Genomic DNA, 16,875 nt, shown 5'->3' on the forward strand with positions numbered 1-16,875 from the left:
AGGTCAGGGATTCGGCGATGCGCCGCCTTCGCCGGCGGCGGCGTCCCGTGCTTCTTCCGAAGCCGGCACGAGCACCGGTGCGGGCACCGGTTTGGCCTCGGCGATCACCTTCTCCACCGACGCAGTCGTGATCGGGTGATAGCCCGGCCGTGCCTTCGCGAACGCATCCTTCGCCAGCGCCATGCCCGGCTCCGTCTTCACCAGCGCCTCGTACACCGGGATGATCAGCTTGCGGCGGCCGATCTTCTGCACGAACGTCGAAATCGCCTCGTTCGCCTGCGCATAGCCGCTGCGGATCGCCAGCGGATACCAGCGCATCGCGATCTCGCCGTTGGCGGTGCCGGTGAAGTGGTAGGCGCTGTCGAGCTGCTCGAGTTCGGCGACCGGCAGGGTGTCCGGCATGCCTTCGAGGAAGTGCAGCCACTCCTGCGTGGTCCACGGTCCGGTGATCGAGGACGGAGGCAGCTGCTTGCTGCCGCGCCAGCCCAGGCGCGCGGAATCGACGATGCCGAAGCGCGGCGACAGCACCTGCGGCGCATTCGCCGGGATGCCGGGGCCATAGACCCATTCCCTGATTTCGGCGTCGCTGACCTTGCCCGGATGCTTGTCGAACAGGTTGTCCTTCGCGTACTTCAGGAAGGTCTCGGTCGGGATGCTCTGAAACGCGAAATGGTCGAAGTAGCCGCGCAGGAACGGATCGAACACCTCGCGCCCGAAACGCTCCTCCAGGAACTGCAGGAACCACGCGCCCTTGTCGTAGGACACCGCGCTCAGCGCGTCGTCGGCATCCAGTTCCGTCCCCGGTTTCACCGCCAGCGACTGCACCGCCTCGGGCATGGCCTTGATCCCCTCGCGCAGGCCGTTGCGCGCGATCACGTACTCCATGTCGCTGAACTCCTCGCCGTAGAGCGCCTCGACGATGCGGTTCTCCACGTAGCTGGTCACGCCCTCGTTGAGCCAGCCGTGCTTGGCGCTGGAGAAGGTGACCAGGTTGCCCGACCAGCTGTGCGCCAGCTCGTGCGCGATCAGCGACACCAGCGATTTGTCGCCGACGATCACCGTCGGGGTGATGAACGACAGCCGCGGGTTCTCCATGCCGCCGAACGGGAACGACGGCGGCAGCACCAGCAGGTCGTAGCGCTCCCAGCGGTAGGGGCCGTACAGCGCTTCGGTGGTGGCGATCATCTTCTCGGTGTCGGCGAACTCCGCGGTCGCCCTGTCGACCATCGACGGTTCCGCCCAGACGCCGCTGCGCGACGAGATCGGCTTGAACACCAGGTCGCCGGCCGCGATCGCCATCAGGTACGAGGGGATGCGCTGCGGCATCGAGAACGTGTAGTCGCCGTCGCGCGCCGCGGCGGGATCGTTGTCGGCGCTCATCAGCACCATCACGTCCGGGCGCGTGGCCACGTGCGCGCTGTAGGTGTAGCGCACCTGCGGCGTGTCCTGCAGCGGCACCCACGAGCGCGCGTGGATCTGCTGCGACTGGCTGAACATGAAGGGCAGCTGCCCGCCTTCGGTCATCTCCGCGGTCAGCCACTGCAGGCCGGACGCCTCGGGCGAGGTGCGGTAGTTGACGCGCACCTTCGACGGGCGCTGCGGGGCTTCGATCGTCAGCTTGCTGCCGAGCGTCGGATCCTTGTCCGCCAGCGCGAACTGCAGCGGCTGCCACGTGCCGTCCACCTCGCCTTCCGCCTTCTCGATGGCGAGGTCGCGGCTGTCGAGCACCAGCTGCGTGGCGCCCTCGTCCTTCCACTGAAGGGTGTAGGTGGCGGTGCCGGCCAGGGTCCTGCTGTCGAAGTCAAGCTTCAGGTCCAGCGCGAGGTCGTCGATGACGACCTTGCCCGGCTCGGCGTAGGAATGTTCGTCGGTATCGGCCATGGCAGTGGACCTGGGCGCCGGCGCTGCGGCGGTTTCGGAGTCGGCCGCGTCGCGCCTGCAGCCGGCGACGGCGACCAGGAACGACAGCAGCAGCAGCGGAACGCGCAGCGCGCGCAGGCGGAAATCGGGCATGGCCGGGGGAAGCCTCTGGATGAACAGGGCGAGGATTGTAGCGCCTGCAACCGTTGTGCCGGGCGATGGACGAGCCAGCCACCCCTGGATGTTCGAACCCTTGTCATCCCGAACGCAGTGAGGGATCTACTGTCCGGGCGAGCACAGGAGCAGATCCCTCGCTGCGCTCGGGATGACGGGTGATGCGGCAGATCTTCGCCATCGCCCCCGCGAACGCGGAGATGAGGGCTTTCAGGCCTTCCAGCCGTCGTGGATGGCGACGATGCCGCCCGAGAGGTTGCGGTAGCGCGCACGCGCGAAGCCGGCCGCGTCCATCATCGCCTTCAGCGCGTCCTGCGGCGGATGCTTGCGGATCGACTCGGCCAGGTACTGGTAGCTGTCGGCGTCGTTCGCGAACAGCTTGCCCAGCTTCGGCAGCACGTTGAACGAGTGGAAGTCGTAGATCGGCTTGAACCACGCCGCCTTCACTTCCGAGAACTCCAGCACCCGCGCCTGCCCGCCGACCTTCAACACGCGCAGCATCTCGCGCAGCGCGGCGTCCTTGTCGGTGACGTTGCGCAGGCCGAAGGCGATGGTGACCAGGTCGAAGCTGGCGTCCGGGAACGGCAATTTTTCGGCGTTGCACTGCACGTACTCGAAGCCGCGCACGTTGCCGCGGTCGACCATGCGGTCGCGGCCGACGCGCAGCATCTCGCCGTTGATGTCGCCCAGCACCAGCCCGCCCGATTCGCCGACGCGGTCCTTGAGCAGCGCGGCGATGTCGCCGGTGCCGCCGGCGAGGTCGAGCACGCGGTCGCCCTTCTTCACCTGCGCGGTGCCGACGAAATAGCGCTTCCAGACCCGATGGATGCCGAGGCTCATCAGGTCGTTCATCAGGTCGTAGCTGCCGGCGACCGACGAGAACACCTCGCCGACCAGCTTCTGCTTCTCGCCGACGGGCACCTCGCGGTAGCCGAAATGGGTGGTGTCCGACCGGGGATCCTCGTTCATGCACGCATTTTCCCACGGTTCCGGCCGGGCGTCATGGCCGCATCGCGCCCGTCGCCGCGTTGGTGTCTCAAGATACGCCGTCCACGGGAACCCCGCCGATGCCCCGCCCGTCCGTCCTCTGCCTCGCCGCATTGATCGCCTGCGCCGCGCATGCCGCGGAACCCGAGCGCGCCATCGTCGGCGCCACCCTGCTCAACCCGGACTCGGCGCCGCTCGCCGATGCCGTCGTGCTGGTGCGCGACGGCCGGATCGTCGCCGCCGGCCGCGCGGGCGAGGTCGAGGTCCCCGAGGGCGCCGAGCGGATCGACGCCGCCGGCAAATGGCTGGTTCCCGGCCTGGTCGACGCGCACGTGCACTTCTTCCAGTCCGGCGGCCTGTACGCGCGGCCCGACGCGCTCGACCTGCGCGAGGTGGTGCCCTACGAGCAGGAAATCGCCGGCGTGAAGGCCAGCCTCGACGACGCCTTCCGCCGCACGCTGCGCAGCGGCATTACCACCGTGGTCGATTTCGGCGGGCCGATGTGGAACTTCGAGGTCCGCCAGCGCGCGCAGGCGTCCACGTCCGCGCCGCGCGTGGCCGTCGCCGGGCCGCTGGTCTCGACCTGGAAGCCGCCGATCATCGCCGACGTCGACGATCCGCCGATCATCGCGGCCGCAAGCGCGCAGGAGGCCCGCGAGCTGGTCCGCGCGCAGCTGCCGTCCAAGCCCGACTTCATCAAGATCTGGTTCGTCGTGCAGCAGGGCGAAACGCCGGCCCGGCACCTGCCGGTGGTCGCCGCGGCGATCGACGAGACGCACGCGCACGGCCTGCGCGTGGCCGTGCACGCCACCGAACTCGAAACCGCGCGCGCCGCGGTCGAGGCCGGCGCCGACGTGCTGGTGCACGGCGTGTTCGACGCGCCGGTCGACGAGGCCTTCGTCGCGCTGCTGAAAAGTCGCGGCACCGTCTACGTGCCGACGCTGGGCGTGATGGAAGGCTACGACCGCATCTTCGTCCGCAAGCCGGGGCTGACCGACGAGGAGCGCGGCTGGGGCAGCCCGGATGCGATCGCCTCGTTCGCCGACCTCGGGCGCATCTCGACCGACCTGCTGCCCGGCTACCTGCCGCAGCTCTGGGCGCAGGACCTGGAGCCGCGCCGGGCAAAGGTCGCGCAGCAGAACCTCAAGACGCTCAGCGACGCCGGCGTGCCGATCGCCACCGGCACCGACGCCGGCAACATCGGCACCCTGCACGGCGCGTCCTACGTGCGCGAGCTGCAGCTGATGGCCGAGGCCGGGCTGTCGCCGGCGCGGATCCTCGCCGACTCCACGCTCGGCGGCGCGCGCCTGCTCGGCCTGGAGCAGGAGATGGGAACGATCGCGCCCGGCAAGCGCGCCGACCTCGTGATCCTCGACGCCGACCCGCTGGCCGACGTCGGCAACTTCGGCCGCATCCACGCGGTGATGAAGGCCGGCACGCTGTGGCCCGCCGATGCCCTCCTCGCCGGCAGCCACGAGCAGGCCCGCCACCGCAACCCCGATGCGTTCGCGGGTGCCACCGACCCCGCCAACCAGCCCGAAGCCGTGGTGCAGCGGCAGCTGGAGGCCTACAACGCGCGCGACGTCGATGCCTTCCTGGCCACCTACGGCCCGGACATCGAACTGTTCGACTTCCCCGGCGAGCGCCATACGCAGGGACTCGATGCCATGCGCGCCACCTACGGCAAGCTGTTCGAGGCCAATCCCGAGCTTCACGCCGAAGTGCGCAAGCGCATCGTGCGCGGGCGCTACGTGATCGATCACGAAGTGATCGGCGGGACGGCGCAAGGCCTCACGTTCGAGGCGATCGCGATCTACGAGGTCCGCGGCGGCAAGATCCGGCGCGTGTGGTTCATCCAGTAGCGTGGCTTGCGCGTCCCGCGCCTCGTCTTCGCACCCTGCATGTTCCTGTCATCTCGAGCGCAGCGAGAGATCTGCTTCTGCCCGAACTGCAAAAGCAGATCTCTCGCTGCGCTCGAGATGACAGATTTCACACATCCGCACGCAGCTGCGGCTGATACCTCCCCCCAACGCACCCGCTACCGCTTCAGGCGCCTCGGCGTCTTGCCGCCGGTCACCCGGCCATCGCCGACCACCACCACGAACCCGTTCGCGGTCTTCGACTCGACGTACACCGAGAACAGACCGTCCGGCGACACCCAGGCCTCGCCGACCTTGAACATCGAGCCCTCGTTGTTCGCCACGTCGGCCGGCGGCCAGTCCGCGTCCTGGCTCTCCGCCTCGAACCGGTAATTGCTGCCGACGAGGTGGATGATGACCGCATCGCCCGCCAGCCGTCCCTCGTAGGCACCCGCGGGTCGCCTCGCCTCCACCGTGTAGAACGTGCCGCGGTACGGATCCGGCGAGGCCGGCGTCTGCAGGACCAGCATCTGCACGTTGCTTGAACCCGAGAGGCTGGCGTAGTCGAGCGTGACCCGGGCACGCGCCGCGCCCGAGGCGATCGTGCGCTTGCGCGCCGCATCCACCCAGCCCAGGCGATCGCGCTGCAGGATGTTGATGTGCTTGGGCCGAGAGCCGTAGGTCGCGTCGTATACCGCGTTGCTCCATCCGTCGCTCATCACGTCCCACGGATTGTCGTAGGTGTCGTCGTCGCCGTCTGAGTTGTCCGAGTGCGGCAGGCCGTAGCCGTGACCCATCTCGTGCGCGAGCGGCGCGAGGTTGTTGAACGACCAGGGCGGGTTCCAGGTGGTCGACCAGCAACGATTGGCCCCGTCGAGCGTGGTGCAGCGACCGCCGCCCCAGGCGTAGCCGTCGAGGTCGCCGTTGAACATCATGTTGATGCCGACGACCTGACTGAAATCGACGTCCGCGTTCGCCGCGGCGGTGCAGTCGTCGAACAGGGCATTGAGGTCGGCGTCCTCCTCACCGTCGTCGTCCTCGGTCACGTAGTGCGCCCGCGCGTTCGGCAGCGCGTACCAGCCGCGCGCGTCGCTGCCGGCGAGGTTGATCTTGTCGTAGGACACCTCGCGCCAGTAGTGCCCCAGCTGCCCTTCGGCGTCGCCGTACTGGTCGCGGAAGAAGTCGACCGTCTTCTGCTCTTCGGTGATGTCGCTGAACCTGCAGGCGATGGTGATCCAGCGGGTCGAGCCCAGCGTCGCCTTGGCCACGCCGTCGGCCTTGCCGGTCAGCACGTGGGGCATCGGCGCATCGACCTGGTCCGCCGGCACGATCGCCTCGATGGCGCGATTGCCCGAAGAAGACTTCCGGCTGGAGAACTGCACCGCCACGCGACGGTTCGCCAGCGCGTACAGGTCGCCCGCGCCGCGGCGCGCCTCATCGGGATCGAGCGCGATGCGTGCGCCATGGTCCAGCACCAGCGCCGCATGGAATTTCGGCGGCAATGTCCGCCCGGCGGGCGCCGGCGTGGCATCGCCCCAGCGCAGCTCCAGTCCCCCCTGCAGCACCTGCCCCTGCGCGGCGGCGCTCGCCGCCAGCAGTGCGAGCGTCGCCGCCGCTGTCCCGATCCGATACATCTACGGCCCCCTTCCCGCGCGCCGATGGCCCTGCCGCCGATTCTCGACCACGCCGCGACGCGGGACAAGCACGCCTGCGATCACGGTCACGGATCGCGCCCGCCCATCGAACCGCGATATGGTGGAAGCCCCGACGCCCCCTGCCCCGCGATGACGACGCCCGACTACCGCACCCTGCTCGAAACCGCCATTGCCGAAGCCCGCCAGGGCCTTGCCGAAGGCGGCATCCCGATCGGCGCCGCGCTCTACCGCAACGACGGCACCCTGCTCGGCCGCGGCCACAACCGCCGCGTGCAGGAAGGCGACCCGTCCGTCCACGGCGAAACCGACGCCTTCCGCAAGGCCGGCCGCCAGCGCCGCTACCGCGACACCATCATGGTCACCACCCTGTCGCCGTGCTGGTACTGCAGCGGCCTGGTGCGCCAGTTCAACATCGGCACCGTGGTGATCGGCGAATCGGTCAACTTCCACGGCGGCCACGACTGGCTGCGCGAGCACGGCGTCAACGTGATCGACCTCAACGACGCCGAATGCATCGCCATGCTCGGCGACTGGATCGCAGCCAATCCCGATGTCTGGAACGAGGACATCGGCGAAGACTAGCGCAACACGCCCTCCCGCCACCCGCAACCCACCCCGCCCGCAGTCGCCCCGCCGCCCCGCCACCCCGCAATCGTCATCCCGGCGAAAGCCGGGATCCATTGTGACCTTGTCGTTTGCTTCCCGATGGAAGCAAGCAGGAGCAAGACCAGAATGCATCCCGGCTTTCGCCGGAATGACGACCTCCGGAACCCCGCCGCAGACCCCACACACACATGCCCCCGACCCACGAATCCACCGACCACCGCGGCACGCCCTGCCTCCGCCTCCGCAACGAAGGCGCCACCGCCCTCGTCGCCCTGCACGGCGCACAACTGCTGTCGTGGATCCCCGCCGACGGCCGCGAACGCCTGTTCCTCGGCGAGCGCGCGCAGTTCACCCCCGGCAGCGCGATCCGTGGCGGCGTGCCGGTGGTCTTCCCGCAGTTCGGCGAACGCGGGAACCTGCGCAAGCACGGCTTCGCGCGCCTGCTCGACTGGACGTTCGAAGGCGTCACCGACGACGCCGCGATCTTCGAACTGCGCGACGGCCCCGACACCGCGCAATGGCCGCATGCCTTCGCCTGCCGGCTGTCGATCGGACTCGCCGCCGCGCGCCTCGCCGTCGCGCTGGAGGTGGAAAACCGCGGCGCCGTGCCCTTCGACTTCACCGCCGCCCTGCACACCTACCTGCGCGTGGACGACATCGCGCAGGTCTCGCTCGAAGGCCTGCAGGGCTGCGACTACGAGGACAGCGCCAACGGCGGCACCCTGCACCGGCAGCACGAGCATGCGGTCGCCTTCGACGGCGAAATCGACCGCATCTACAACGACGTCGTCGCCCCGCTCATCCTGGTCGACGGCGGGCATCGCCTCGACATCAAGCACGACGGCTTCGGTGACACCATCGTCTGGAATCCCGGCGCGCACCTCGCCGCGCGCATCGGCGACCTCGCGCCGGGCGAACACGCGCGGTTCGCCTGCGTCGAGGCCGGACAGGTGCTGGCACCGGTGCTGCTGGCGCCGGGCGAGCGCTGGCGCGGGAGCCAGGCGCTGGGATGAGCCTTGCCCGATGCGGCAACCGCGCTCAGCGCGCCTCGATGGTGAACGCGCCGAAGGCCACGCCCAGGTCCCAGCCCTCGCCGGTGCCGGCCAGCGCCAGCGAGACTTCGCCCTTGGTCATCGCCTGCGCCTTGCTGGACTTGACCGCGCCGGCATGCGCCTCGGCGGCGACATAGGTGCCGAGAAGCTCGCGGATGTCGCGGACGGCGGAGAACGTGCCGCGGCCACCGCGGATCTCGGACTTGCCGACGGTCAGGCCGCCGCCCTTGGCATCGATCTTCACCGCCATCGCCTGGCCGTTGTCGCAGCGCACGCGGCCGGTGCCCGAAGCGGTCTTGTAGAACGCGGACCAGCCGGCCATGTCGAAGTCGAGCCGGCAGGAGACGTCGCGGGCGGCGGCAGGCGCGGCCGCGAACAGGAAGAGGGCCGCGCAGGCGGCGGGCAGCAGGGATCTGGACATGTGGATATGCCGGAACGGGGGTCAGACCGCAAGCATAGGCCGGCGCCATGGGCGCGTCAGCTGCGTCGTTGCCCGCGGTTCACGCGCGGCGACGGATGCCGCCCGAATCGTTGAACTTTCGGATTGGTTGCCCCCGGTTGCGCCTGAAGGAAACTTCCAGGAACCCCGAACTTGTCATTTCGAACGCCAGTGAGAAATCTCGCCCTTCAAACGCCTGGACTCTCGCCCCGCTCGAAATGACAGTCTTCCAGCAGTTCCCTGAAGGCGCTCCTGCACCAGCAGACGGGAATCAGAGGATGTAGCGACTCAAGTCCGGGTCCTGCACCAGTTCGCCCAGGTGCGCGTCGACATAGGCGCGATCGACGGTGACGCGGCTGCCATCCTTGTCCGGGGCCTCGTAGCTGAGCGTGTCGAGCAGCCGTTCGAGCACGGTGTGCAACCGGCGCGCGCCGATGTTCTCCTGGCGCTCGTTGACCTGCGCGGCGATCTCGGCGAGGCGGTCGACCGCTTCGTCCGCGAACGACAGCTGCACGCCCTCGGTTTTCAGCAGTTCCACGTACTGCCTGGTCAGCGCGGCCCTGGGCTCGGTGAGGATGCGCACAAAGTCATCCTTGCTCAGCGCGGACAGTTCGACGCGGATCGGGAAGCGTCCCTGCATCTCCGGGATCAGGTCGCTGGGCTTGGCGAGGTGGAATGCGCCCGAGGCGATGAACAGGATGTGGTCGGTCTTGACCGCGCCGTACTTGGTGCTGACGGTCGAACCTTCGACCAGCGGCAGCAGGTCGCGCTGCACGCCCTCGCGGCTGACGTCGGCGCCCATGCCCTCGCTGCGCTTGGCGACCTTGTCGATCTCGTCGATGAAGACGATGCCGTGCTGCTCGCAGGCCTCGATCGCGGCCTCGCGCACGTCGTCCTCGTTGACCAGCTTCGCGGCCTCGTCCTCGACCAGCTGCGGGCGCGCGGCCCTGATCGTCAGCTTGCGCGTGTGCGTCTTCGCGCCGCCGAGGCTGGAGAACATCTGCCGCAGCTGCTGGCCCATCTCCTCCATGCCGGGCGGCGTCATGATGTCGACGCCGACGTTGGCCGAGAGCTCCAGCTCGATCTCGCGCTCGTCGAGGTCGCCGGCGCGCAGCTGCCTGCGCAGCTTCTGCCGCGTCTCGGACTCCTTCGACGAAGGCTCGGCGCCGATGTCGACCGTGGCCGTGCTGCCGAAGCCGAAGGCCGGCTGCGGCGCCTCGCGCCTGGGCAGCAGCGCGTCGAGGATGCGGTCCTCGGCGCGCTCCTCGGCCTGCGTGCGCACGCGCTGCTTGGCCTGCTCGCGGTACAGCTTGACCGCGGTGTCGGCGAGGTCGCGGATGATCTGCTCGACGTCCTTGCCGACATAGCCGACCTCGGTGAAGCGCGTGGCCTCGACCTTGACGAACGGCGCATTGGCCAGCGTCGCCAGCCGACGCGCGATTTCGGTCTTGCCCACGCCGGTCGGGCCGATCATCAGGATGTTCTTCGGCATCACCTCGTTGCGCAGCTCGTCGGGCAGCTGCGCGCGGCGCCAGCGGTTGCGCAGCGCGATCGCGACCGCGCGCTTGGCCGACTGCTGGCCGATGATGTGGCGGTCGAGTTCCTGCACGATCTCGCGCGGGGTCATGGTGGAAGAGTCGTGATTGGTCATTGGTGATTCGCGATTCGTGAAAGCGGGGAATGGGTTGAACTGATGGTCGGCGGTGATCCTGCTGTTTCGAATCACCAATCACGAATCACCAGTTACAGCTCTTCAACCACCACGTTGCGGTTCGTATAGATGCAGATATCGCCGGCGATGTTCAGCGCCTCGGTGGCGATCGTGCGGGCGTCGAGGCCGGTGTGCGCGAGCAGCGCGCGGGCGGCGGAGAGCGCGTAGGAGCCGCCGGAGCCGATGGCGATGATGCCGTCCTCCGGTTCGATCACGTCGCCAGTGCCGCTGATGATCAGCGAGGTGTCCTTGTCGGCCACCGCAAGCAGCGCCTCGAGCTTGCCGAAGCGGCGTTCGGTGCGCCAGTCCTTGGCCATCTCCACCGCGGCGCGCTGCAGCTGGCCGTGCTTCTCCAGCTTCGACTCGAACAGCTCGAACAGGGTGAATGCATCGGCCGCGGCACCGGCGAAACCGGCCAGCACCTGCCCGTCCTTGCCAAGCCGGCGCACCTTGCGTGCATTGCCCTTCATCACCGTGTGACCGAGCGTCACCTGGCCATCGCCGGCCACGGCCACCTTGCCGTCGCGGCGCACCGACAGGATCGTGGTGGCGTGGAACACGTTGGGATTCTGGCTGGGATCCATGCGGCCTCCGGGTCTGGAACTACCCAGATGGGGCCGACATTTGCGGCATCAACCTCCCCCCGCCGGAGCGATCGGGCTCCCACGCCCTTCCCCGCGGATCCCTCGCCGGTCGCGGCACAAGGCCATCCAGCGGGTGGTTGGTCGAAGAACGGGCTTGCCATCCCGAACGCAGCGAGCCACTGCTTTCACGGGTGCCTGAAGGGCGGATGCTCGCTGCGCTCCGGATGACATTCCATCCACCCGCGCCCGGAAGCGTGGTTGCTCATTCCCCCGCGGCAGGATCGAGCTTCAGGAACCTCGCCGCGTTGTCGTGGAAGATCGCCCGCTTCTGCGCGGGCGTGAGGAAGCCGGCGCTGTCCACGCCCTCCACCGCCAGGCTGATCGCCTCCGGCCACACCATCTGGTCGGAGCCGAACATCAGCCGGTCGCCGAGGCCCGCCGTCACCAGCGCCCGCAGGTAGTCGTGGAACTCCTGCCGCGGGATGATCCAGTTGATCACCGACACATCGGCATGCAGCTGTGGATAGACGTACATCAGCGCCTTGGTTTCCTGCAGGTAGGGCCAGCCGGCGTGCATCAGCCAGACGCGCAGCTTCGGATGGCGCTTGAGCATCGGCTCCAGCAGCTTCGGGTTGCCGAGTTCCACGCTGAAGTCCGGGCAGCAGCCGTAGGGCGTGCCCGGCGGCCCCAGCCCAGTGTGGATGCCGACGGGGATATCGAACTCTTCGGCCAGCGCCAGATAAGGCTCGAACCACGGATCGCTGGCATCGAGGCCGTGATACTGCGCGCCGACCTCGCCGAGCACCTTCAGCTCGCCGCTGGCGAAGGCCTTGCGCAGGTCTTCCGGCGGCGGCAGCGACGTGCGTCCGTCGTCCAGGAACGCGCCGCTCCAGATCGCATCGCCACCGGCCTTGCGCATGCTCGCCATGTACGCATCCGGACCGCTGACCAGCCCGAGCACGATGCCGTGCCGGCGCATGCGCTCGAGCGTGAGCCGCTCGCGCTCGGCGTCGCTGCCGGCGGTCGTGGGTTCGCCGGTGGCCGGGTTCGGCGCACCGGGCGCGGCCGGTCCGACATGCAGGTGCACGTCGATGATCGGACCACGATAGGGCTGTCCCATCGCGGGCGTGGCGGCGAGCAGCAGGAGCACGAGGACGGGCAGGCGCATGGCGGGATTCCCGGCGATTTTCCGGGTAGACGGGCAAAGGCGGCGCGTGCGGCCAGCGGCATCCGCTGCGGCGCCGGGATCAGGGGCTCAGCTCAGGCCCGATGCGCCACGCAGGAGAAACAGCCGCGCTTCGCGTTGTGCAGGTGGACGTAGGCGACGACACCGTCACCGAACATGCGTTCGAGCTCGCGCGCGACCTCGCCGCCTTCGCAGACCGCCGCATCCACCATCATGTGCACGGCGTCGTAGGCGCGCAGAGAGATCAGCCGCTTCGACACGTACGGCGGAACGACGCCGGGCGGCAGTTCCCGCCGCGTGGCGCCGCGGCGGACGAAGATCGGGCCGGAAGCGTGATACGGCGATGCCGCGGGCTGGTGCTCGTAGGGCAGCAGCAGGAGTTCATCGCCGGCCTTCGCGTCCTCCAGGCCGGCGCGGCAGGGATAGCCGGAATCGCTGTCGGCCCGGCAGCGCTTCGCGCCGCGCCGCTGCAGTTCGGCATCGTCGAGGGCGAACAGCGCTTCGTACGGGGTGGGATCGATGCCGGACAGGCGGAATGTCATTGGGCAGGCTTCCTTCTTCGGAAACCGCAGCATGCCGCCACGCGCCCGTGGATACTCGCCGGATCCGGACAGGGCATCCGGCCGGAAGAACAACTCAACCCGAGTCCTTCCGCCGCTTCGCGCGCGGGTGCGCGGCGTCGTACACCTTCGCCAGGTGGCCGAAATCCAGGTGCGTGTAGATCTGCGTGGTCGAGATATCGGCATGGCCCAGCAGCTCCTGCACGCCACGCAGGTCGCCGGAGGATTCAAGCACGTGGCTGGCGAAACTGTGCCGCAACAGGTGCGGATGCACGCGCTTGAACAGGCCCTGGCGCTGCGCCAGCTGGCGCATGCGCACCTGCACCGCGCGCGCGCCGATCGGCTTGCCGCCGCGGCCGGGGAACACCGGCGCCTCGTCGCTGGCGCCGGTGTCCGCGCGCCATTCCCGCAGCGCGCTGCGCGCGAACGAACCCACCGGCACGATCCGCTGCTTGCCGCCCTTGCCGAGCACGGTGACCAGGCCGTCGTCGAGCTGCAGGTCGCGCCAGCGCAGCGCGCACAGCTCGCTCAGGCGCAGTCCCGAGGAATAGAACAGCTCCAGCATCGCACGATCGCGCAGCCCCAGCGGCACGTCGGTCGGCACCTCCACCAGCGCCTTGGCCTCGTCCGGATCGAGCACCTGCGGCAGCTTGCGCGGCGCCTTCGGCGCACGGATGCCCGAGGCCGGATTCGCCTCGATGTGCCCATGCTTGAGCAGCCACTGGTAGAAACTGCGCACCGCGGACAGGCGGCGCTGCAGGCTCTTGGGCGACAACCCGCGGCGATGCTCGGCGGCGACGAATGCGCGGATATCGGCCTCGCGCAGCCCGGAAACGCCGCCGTGTGCCTCGGCCCAGACCGAAAGCGCTTCAAGGTCACGTCGATAGCCGTCGAGCGTGAGCGGCGACACGCGGCGCTCGACTTCCAGATGCGAAAGATAGCCCGCAATCATCGACGACAGCCTTCCGGCTTCCACACCATGGGCGCCTGCAATGTCTGCAGACCCGGAGGGCGCCGCACATGGATGTGCGGCGTTTTTCGCCACGGCAGGGATGCCGTGTCGAAAAATCCCGTCACACTTCCCGTCTGCAGATTTGCCTTGTCGGGGAAAGCGTTTTTCTTTGGTTCGTTTCTTTTGACGCTTATCAAAAGAAATGAACCCGGCCGCCGAAGGCGGTCGGAAGCTCTGTGATTTCCTTGAAGCAAAATGGATGACCAGCGCTTCGCGCTGTTGTAAAGCGCTTCCAGCTTTCGCTGGAATGACGGCATCGCGGCCGAAACGAGCATCCGCTCAGCCATCGAACCTGCGCAACGCCACCTCGAACGCCTCCCCCATCATCCGCAGGAACAAGGTCCCCATCCCGGGATAGAACCGGTTCGCATCACCACTCCCCACCGCCACCAGCCCGACGCCCTCCAGCGCCAGCAGCGCGCTTGACTGCACCTCATCCACACGCGCGCCATACAGCAGCGCCTGCTTGTCCGGGTGCAGCCGCCCGCACAGCGGCTCGCCTTCCTTCAGGGCATCGCCGAAGGGTGCCAGCAGGCGGTCATCGCGATCGACCACCTGCAGCCACGACTCCTCGCCCAGCCCGTCCACCGGCTTGAACAGCACGATGCGCACCAGGTCGCCGGCAAAATCTTCTTCCAGCGTCGCCGCCATCGCGCGCACCACGCCGGCCGGATCGGGCTGGCGCATCAGCGCCAGCGTGAGCTGATGCGTGCGCACGGCCAGCCGCTCGTTCTCCTGCGAGATCACGAACAGGTCGTGCAGCCGCCGCGACAGTTCACGGTTCTTGTCGCGCAGCACCTCGAGCTGGTAGCTGGCCAGCGACGCGGCCGGACCGTCCTCGCGCGGGACCACCAGGCTCAGCGCGAGGTCCGGGAACTGCTGCAGGAATTTCGGCTGGCGCCGCAGCCAGGCCGCGACTTCGTGGGCGCCCAGGCGTTCGGTATTGCTCATTCGTTCCATTCCCCTTCGAACACGAATGCGGTCGGCCCGGTCATCTCGACCTGGGCATCGTCCCGCGGCCATGCGATGCGCAGTTCCCCGCCCGGCAGGGCGACCGCCACGTCGCGATCCACGCGGCCGCCGCGCACCAGCACCGCGACTGCCGCGCAGGCGCCGCTGCCGCAGGCCAGCGTCTCGCCGACGCCGCGCTCGTACACGCGCAGGCGGATGCGACCGCGACCAAGCACCTGCGCGAAGCCCACGTTGGCCGAGTCCGGAAACAGCGCCGAGGCCTGCAGCGCAGGGCCGAGCCTCGCGACCGGCGCCGCGTCGACGTCGTCGACCTCGATCACCGCGTGCGGATTGCCCATCGACACCGCGCCGAAACGGATGCGCTCGCCGTCGGCCAGCGTCGTTTCATGGAATGCCTGCGTTTGCGCGATCCCCGCCATCGGCACCTGCGACGGCTCGAACCGCGGCACGCCCATCGCGACGCGATAGCGTCCGTCGCCCAGCGCGTCCACCGCGTGGGTGCCGGCCGGGCTGTCGAGCTGGAAACGCGACTCGCGCGTGGCGCCGGCGCGCACCAGCCAGGCGGCGACGCAGCGCGCGCCGTTGCCGCATTGCCCGGACGAGGAGCCGTCGGAGTTCCAGATCCGGTAGCTCGCCAGCGAACCGGCGACGGGTGCCTCGACGGTCAGGATCTGGTCGCAGCCGACGCCGGTGTGGCGGTCAGCCAGCGCACGGCAAAGCGCCGGTGACGGTGGCGGCGTGCCGTCGCGCAGGTCCAGCACCACGAAGTCGTTGCCCGCGCCGTGCATCTTGCTGAAGCGCAGCGCGCCCAGCGTATGGTCGCGGCGGAACGGCTGCGGGGCGGTCGCGGCCACGGCGATCAGTCGGCGTTCGGGTCCGCCGGCGGAGTCGATGCGTCATCATCGACGTCCGCATCCTCCACCGGGACCTCTTCGGCCGCTTCGTCCGCGGACGTTTCCGCGTCGAGCGCCGGATCGTCGACGGACACGTCCTCGACGTCCTCCACACTCGGCCGCACCAGCGGCCCCTTGTTGCCGCAGGCGGCCAGGGTGAACGCCAGCGCGAGCGCCAGCAGCGCGATGATCGGGAATCTGGACATGGCCGAAGTGTAGCCCGCCCGGCCGCACAGCACGAGATCCTGCGCCGGCGTGGACGCGCCGGTTCAGTCGTCGGCCACGTCGGCGTTCATGGCGTCCTGCCGGGCCGGCGGCTCCGGCCGGAACCACAGCCAGGTGCCGACCACGGCCATGCAACCGATCGGCAGCGCGATCATCCACGTCCGATGGCCGCCGCTGAACCGCATCACCGCGAGCAGGATCGCCGCCGAGGCCAGCATCGTCCAGGTCGCCAGCCATTTCGCCCGGCGACTGACCGCGCGGTGCATCTGCCAGTCGCGGATCACGGGGCCGAACTTCGGATGCGCGAGCAGCCGGCGGTGCAGCCGCTCCGACCCGCGCGCCGCCGCCCATGCCGCGATCAGCACGAACACCGTCGTCGGCAGGCCGGGCACGAACGCGCCGACGATGCCGAGGCCGAGGCTGGCATAGGCCAGCAGCCACCAGGCCCAGCGGAAACGAGGGGTCGGACGCATCCGCGCATGATATCGATCCGGCGCGCGGATGATTGAATCCGTCAACGTTGCCTGTCTGTCGCCCTGCCGTCCTCGCCTCGCCTGTCATCCCGAGCGCAGCGAGGGATCTGCTTCTGCACGGAAAATGCAGATCCCTTATCTCTTTCCGATCTGCCAGATTAGGCGTCGAGAGCCGGCGTGGTCGACCGTCAATCCCTGGGTCTGAACGACCGCCAGCGAGCCAGGTCGCCACGCCGGAATCTCCCCGCACACGCCCGAACAGTTGCTCGAGTTGGCGCTCGTATCGATAAGGCTGGGCACGCCGGGAGAACTCTCGACCCCTACAGCTTAGGGATGCTCTGAACAAATCCCTTCGGCGACAATAGCGCAAGGTTCGACGGATGACGACGATGCAGCTGAGCTTCGGGGACGCGGAACACACGGGCAAGCGCAAGAAGACGCGGCGCGAGGTCTTCCTGGCGGAGATGGAGCAGGTGGTGCCGTGGAACGCATTGCTGGCGCTGATCGCACCGCACTACCCGAAGATGGGCCAGCGCGGCCGGCAGCCGTATCCCTTGGCGACCATGCTGCGCATCCACTTCCTGCAGCAGTGGTACTCGCTGAGCGACCCGGGCATGGAAGAGACGC

General features: G+C 68.8%; 18 protein-coding genes. 4 read left to right on the top strand and 14 right to left on the bottom strand.

Going from position 1 to position 16,875, the window contains the following annotated elements; genetic code table 11:
* Window positions 1-3: 3 nt before the first annotated feature.
* On the bottom strand, window positions 4-1,989 hold the full coding sequence (locus tag FQY83_RS11605) for a M1 family metallopeptidase (RefSeq protein ID WP_146388148.1): 1,986 nt from the start codon (window positions 1,987-1,989) through the stop codon (window positions 4-6).
* A gap of 255 nt (window positions 1,990-2,244) precedes the next feature.
* Window positions 2,245-3,003, bottom strand: coding sequence for a bifunctional demethylmenaquinone methyltransferase/2-methoxy-6-polyprenyl-1,4-benzoquinol methylase UbiE (gene ubiE / locus FQY83_RS11610; protein ID WP_146388099.1), 759 nt, complete (start codon window positions 3,001-3,003; stop codon window positions 2,245-2,247).
* A 98-nt stretch (window positions 3,004-3,101) separates the two neighbouring features.
* On the opposite strand from ubiE, the gene FQY83_RS11615 reads away from it, so the two are divergent.
* Window positions 3,102-4,883 carry an amidohydrolase family protein gene (locus tag FQY83_RS11615; protein WP_146388100.1) on the top strand — a complete coding sequence of 594 codons (1,782 nt, stop codon included), beginning with the start codon at window positions 3,102-3,104 and terminating at the stop codon, window positions 4,881-4,883.
* 176 nt (window positions 4,884-5,059) lie between these two features.
* Here the strand turns inward: FQY83_RS11615 and FQY83_RS11620 are convergent, their stop codons facing one another.
* Window positions 5,060-6,514: a metallopeptidase domain-containing protein gene (locus FQY83_RS11620; protein ID WP_146388101.1), complete on the bottom strand. Its 1,455-nt coding sequence runs from the start codon at window positions 6,512-6,514 to the stop codon at window positions 5,060-5,062.
* Between the two features lie 150 nt (window positions 6,515-6,664).
* On the opposite strand from FQY83_RS11620, the gene FQY83_RS11625 reads away from it, so the two are divergent.
* Window positions 6,665-7,117, top strand: coding sequence for a nucleoside deaminase (locus FQY83_RS11625; RefSeq protein ID WP_146388102.1), 453 nt, complete (start codon window positions 6,665-6,667; stop codon window positions 7,115-7,117).
* Window positions 7,118-7,329: 212 nt separating this feature from the next.
* Window positions 7,330-8,154 (top strand): D-hexose-6-phosphate mutarotase, encoded by an 825-nt coding sequence (locus tag FQY83_RS11630; RefSeq protein WP_146388103.1) that lies wholly within the window; start codon window positions 7,330-7,332, stop codon window positions 8,152-8,154.
* Between the two features lie 25 nt (window positions 8,155-8,179).
* On the opposite strand, the gene FQY83_RS11635 is transcribed toward FQY83_RS11630, so the two are convergent.
* The 11 genes from FQY83_RS11635 to FQY83_RS11685 all read right to left on the bottom strand — a co-directional run bounded on the left by FQY83_RS11635 (window position 8,180) and on the right by FQY83_RS11685 (window position 16,248).
* Window positions 8,180-8,614, bottom strand: a complete 435-nt coding sequence (locus tag FQY83_RS11635; protein WP_146388104.1) for a hypothetical protein — start codon at window positions 8,612-8,614, stop codon at window positions 8,180-8,182.
* Window positions 8,615-8,903: 289 nt separating this feature from the next.
* Window positions 8,904-10,283, bottom strand: coding sequence for an ATP-dependent protease ATPase subunit HslU (gene hslU, locus FQY83_RS11640; RefSeq protein WP_146388105.1), 1,380 nt, complete (start codon window positions 10,281-10,283; stop codon window positions 8,904-8,906).
* A gap of 92 nt (window positions 10,284-10,375) precedes the next feature.
* On the bottom strand, window positions 10,376-10,927 hold the full coding sequence (gene hslV / locus FQY83_RS11645; RefSeq protein WP_146388106.1) for an ATP-dependent protease subunit HslV: 552 nt from the start codon (window positions 10,925-10,927) through the stop codon (window positions 10,376-10,378).
* Window positions 10,928-11,189: 262 nt separating this feature from the next.
* Entirely contained in the window at window positions 11,190-12,095 is a 906-nt protein-coding gene (locus tag FQY83_RS11650; RefSeq protein WP_146388107.1) for an amidohydrolase family protein, read from the bottom strand.
* 92 nt (window positions 12,096-12,187) lie between these two features.
* Window positions 12,188-12,655 carry a DUF1203 domain-containing protein gene (locus FQY83_RS11655; RefSeq protein ID WP_146388108.1) on the bottom strand — a complete coding sequence of 156 codons (468 nt, stop codon included), beginning with the start codon at window positions 12,653-12,655 and terminating at the stop codon, window positions 12,188-12,190.
* A gap of 94 nt (window positions 12,656-12,749) precedes the next feature.
* Window positions 12,750-13,625: a tyrosine recombinase XerC gene (xerC, locus tag FQY83_RS11660; RefSeq protein ID WP_146388109.1), complete on the bottom strand. Its 876-nt coding sequence runs from the start codon at window positions 13,623-13,625 to the stop codon at window positions 12,750-12,752.
* Complete coding sequence (locus FQY83_RS11665; protein ID WP_146388110.1) at window positions 13,622-13,972, bottom strand: hypothetical protein; 351 nt, start codon at window positions 13,970-13,972, stop codon at window positions 13,622-13,624. Before FQY83_RS11665 ends, xerC begins: the two co-directional genes overlap by 4 nt.
* Entirely contained in the window at window positions 13,965-14,645 is a 681-nt protein-coding gene (locus FQY83_RS11670; protein WP_146388111.1) for a DUF484 family protein, read from the bottom strand. Before FQY83_RS11670 ends, FQY83_RS11665 begins: the two co-directional genes overlap by 8 nt.
* Window positions 14,633-15,445, bottom strand: coding sequence for a diaminopimelate epimerase (gene dapF, locus FQY83_RS11675; protein WP_146388149.1), 813 nt, complete (start codon window positions 15,443-15,445; stop codon window positions 14,633-14,635). The genes FQY83_RS11670 and dapF overlap by 13 nt, the downstream gene beginning before the upstream one ends.
* 71 nt (window positions 15,446-15,516) lie before the next feature.
* Window positions 15,517-15,756: an LPS translocon maturation chaperone LptM gene (gene lptM, locus FQY83_RS11680; protein ID WP_146388112.1), complete on the bottom strand. Its 240-nt coding sequence runs from the start codon at window positions 15,754-15,756 to the stop codon at window positions 15,517-15,519.
* A gap of 63 nt (window positions 15,757-15,819) precedes the next feature.
* Window positions 15,820-16,248, bottom strand: a complete 429-nt coding sequence (locus FQY83_RS11685; protein WP_146388113.1) for a YbaN family protein — start codon at window positions 16,246-16,248, stop codon at window positions 15,820-15,822.
* 389 nt (window positions 16,249-16,637) lie between these two features.
* On the opposite strand from FQY83_RS11685, the gene FQY83_RS11690 reads away from it, so the two are divergent.
* The coding region (locus tag FQY83_RS11690) for a transposase (RefSeq protein WP_146388150.1) at window positions 16,638-16,875 on the top strand (238 nt) is incomplete at its 3' end.

The sequence above is a fragment of the Luteimonas marina genome, assembly GCF_007859325.1.
GTDB lineage: Bacteria > Pseudomonadota > Gammaproteobacteria > Xanthomonadales > Xanthomonadaceae > Luteimonas > Luteimonas marina.

What these genes read in the sequence shown, in the direction of transcription:
- ubiE (WP_146388099.1), bottom strand. Translation starts at nt 3,003, where the DNA reads ATGAACGAGGATCCCCGGTCGGACACCACCCATTTCGGCTACCGCGAG.
- hslV (WP_146388106.1), bottom strand. Translation starts at nt 10,927, where the DNA reads ATGGATCCCAGCCAGAATCCCAACGTGTTCCACGCCACCACGATCCTG.
- lptM (WP_146388112.1), bottom strand. Translation starts at nt 15,756, where the DNA reads ATGTCCAGATTCCCGATCATCGCGCTGCTGGCGCTCGCGCTGGCGTTC.
- FQY83_RS11650 (WP_146388107.1), bottom strand. Translation starts at nt 12,095, where the DNA reads ATGCGCCTGCCCGTCCTCGTGCTCCTGCTGCTCGCCGCCACGCCCGCG.
- FQY83_RS11635 (WP_146388104.1), bottom strand. Translation starts at nt 8,614, where the DNA reads ATGTCCAGATCCCTGCTGCCCGCCGCCTGCGCGGCCCTCTTCCTGTTC.
- FQY83_RS11615 (WP_146388100.1), top strand. Translation starts at nt 3,102, where the DNA reads ATGCCCCGCCCGTCCGTCCTCTGCCTCGCCGCATTGATCGCCTGCGCC.
- FQY83_RS11620 (WP_146388101.1), bottom strand. Translation starts at nt 6,514, where the DNA reads ATGTATCGGATCGGGACAGCGGCGGCGACGCTCGCACTGCTGGCGGCG.
- FQY83_RS11670 (WP_146388111.1), bottom strand. Translation starts at nt 14,645, where the DNA reads ATGGAACGAATGAGCAATACCGAACGCCTGGGCGCCCACGAAGTCGCG.
- dapF (WP_146388149.1), bottom strand. Translation starts at nt 15,445, where the DNA reads ATGCACGGCGCGGGCAACGACTTCGTGGTGCTGGACCTGCGCGACGGC.
- hslU (WP_146388105.1), bottom strand. Translation starts at nt 10,283, where the DNA reads ATGACCAATCACGACTCTTCCACCATGACCCCGCGCGAGATCGTGCAG.
- FQY83_RS11655 (WP_146388108.1), bottom strand. Translation starts at nt 12,655, where the DNA reads ATGACATTCCGCCTGTCCGGCATCGATCCCACCCCGTACGAAGCGCTG.
- xerC (WP_146388109.1), bottom strand. Translation starts at nt 13,625, where the DNA reads ATGATTGCGGGCTATCTTTCGCATCTGGAAGTCGAGCGCCGCGTGTCG.
- FQY83_RS11630 (WP_146388103.1), top strand. Translation starts at nt 7,330, where the DNA reads ATGCCCCCGACCCACGAATCCACCGACCACCGCGGCACGCCCTGCCTC.
- FQY83_RS11665 (WP_146388110.1), bottom strand. Translation starts at nt 13,972, where the DNA reads ATGGCTGAGCGGATGCTCGTTTCGGCCGCGATGCCGTCATTCCAGCGA.
- FQY83_RS11625 (WP_146388102.1), top strand. Translation starts at nt 6,665, where the DNA reads ATGACGACGCCCGACTACCGCACCCTGCTCGAAACCGCCATTGCCGAA.
- FQY83_RS11685 (WP_146388113.1), bottom strand. Translation starts at nt 16,248, where the DNA reads ATGCGTCCGACCCCTCGTTTCCGCTGGGCCTGGTGGCTGCTGGCCTAT.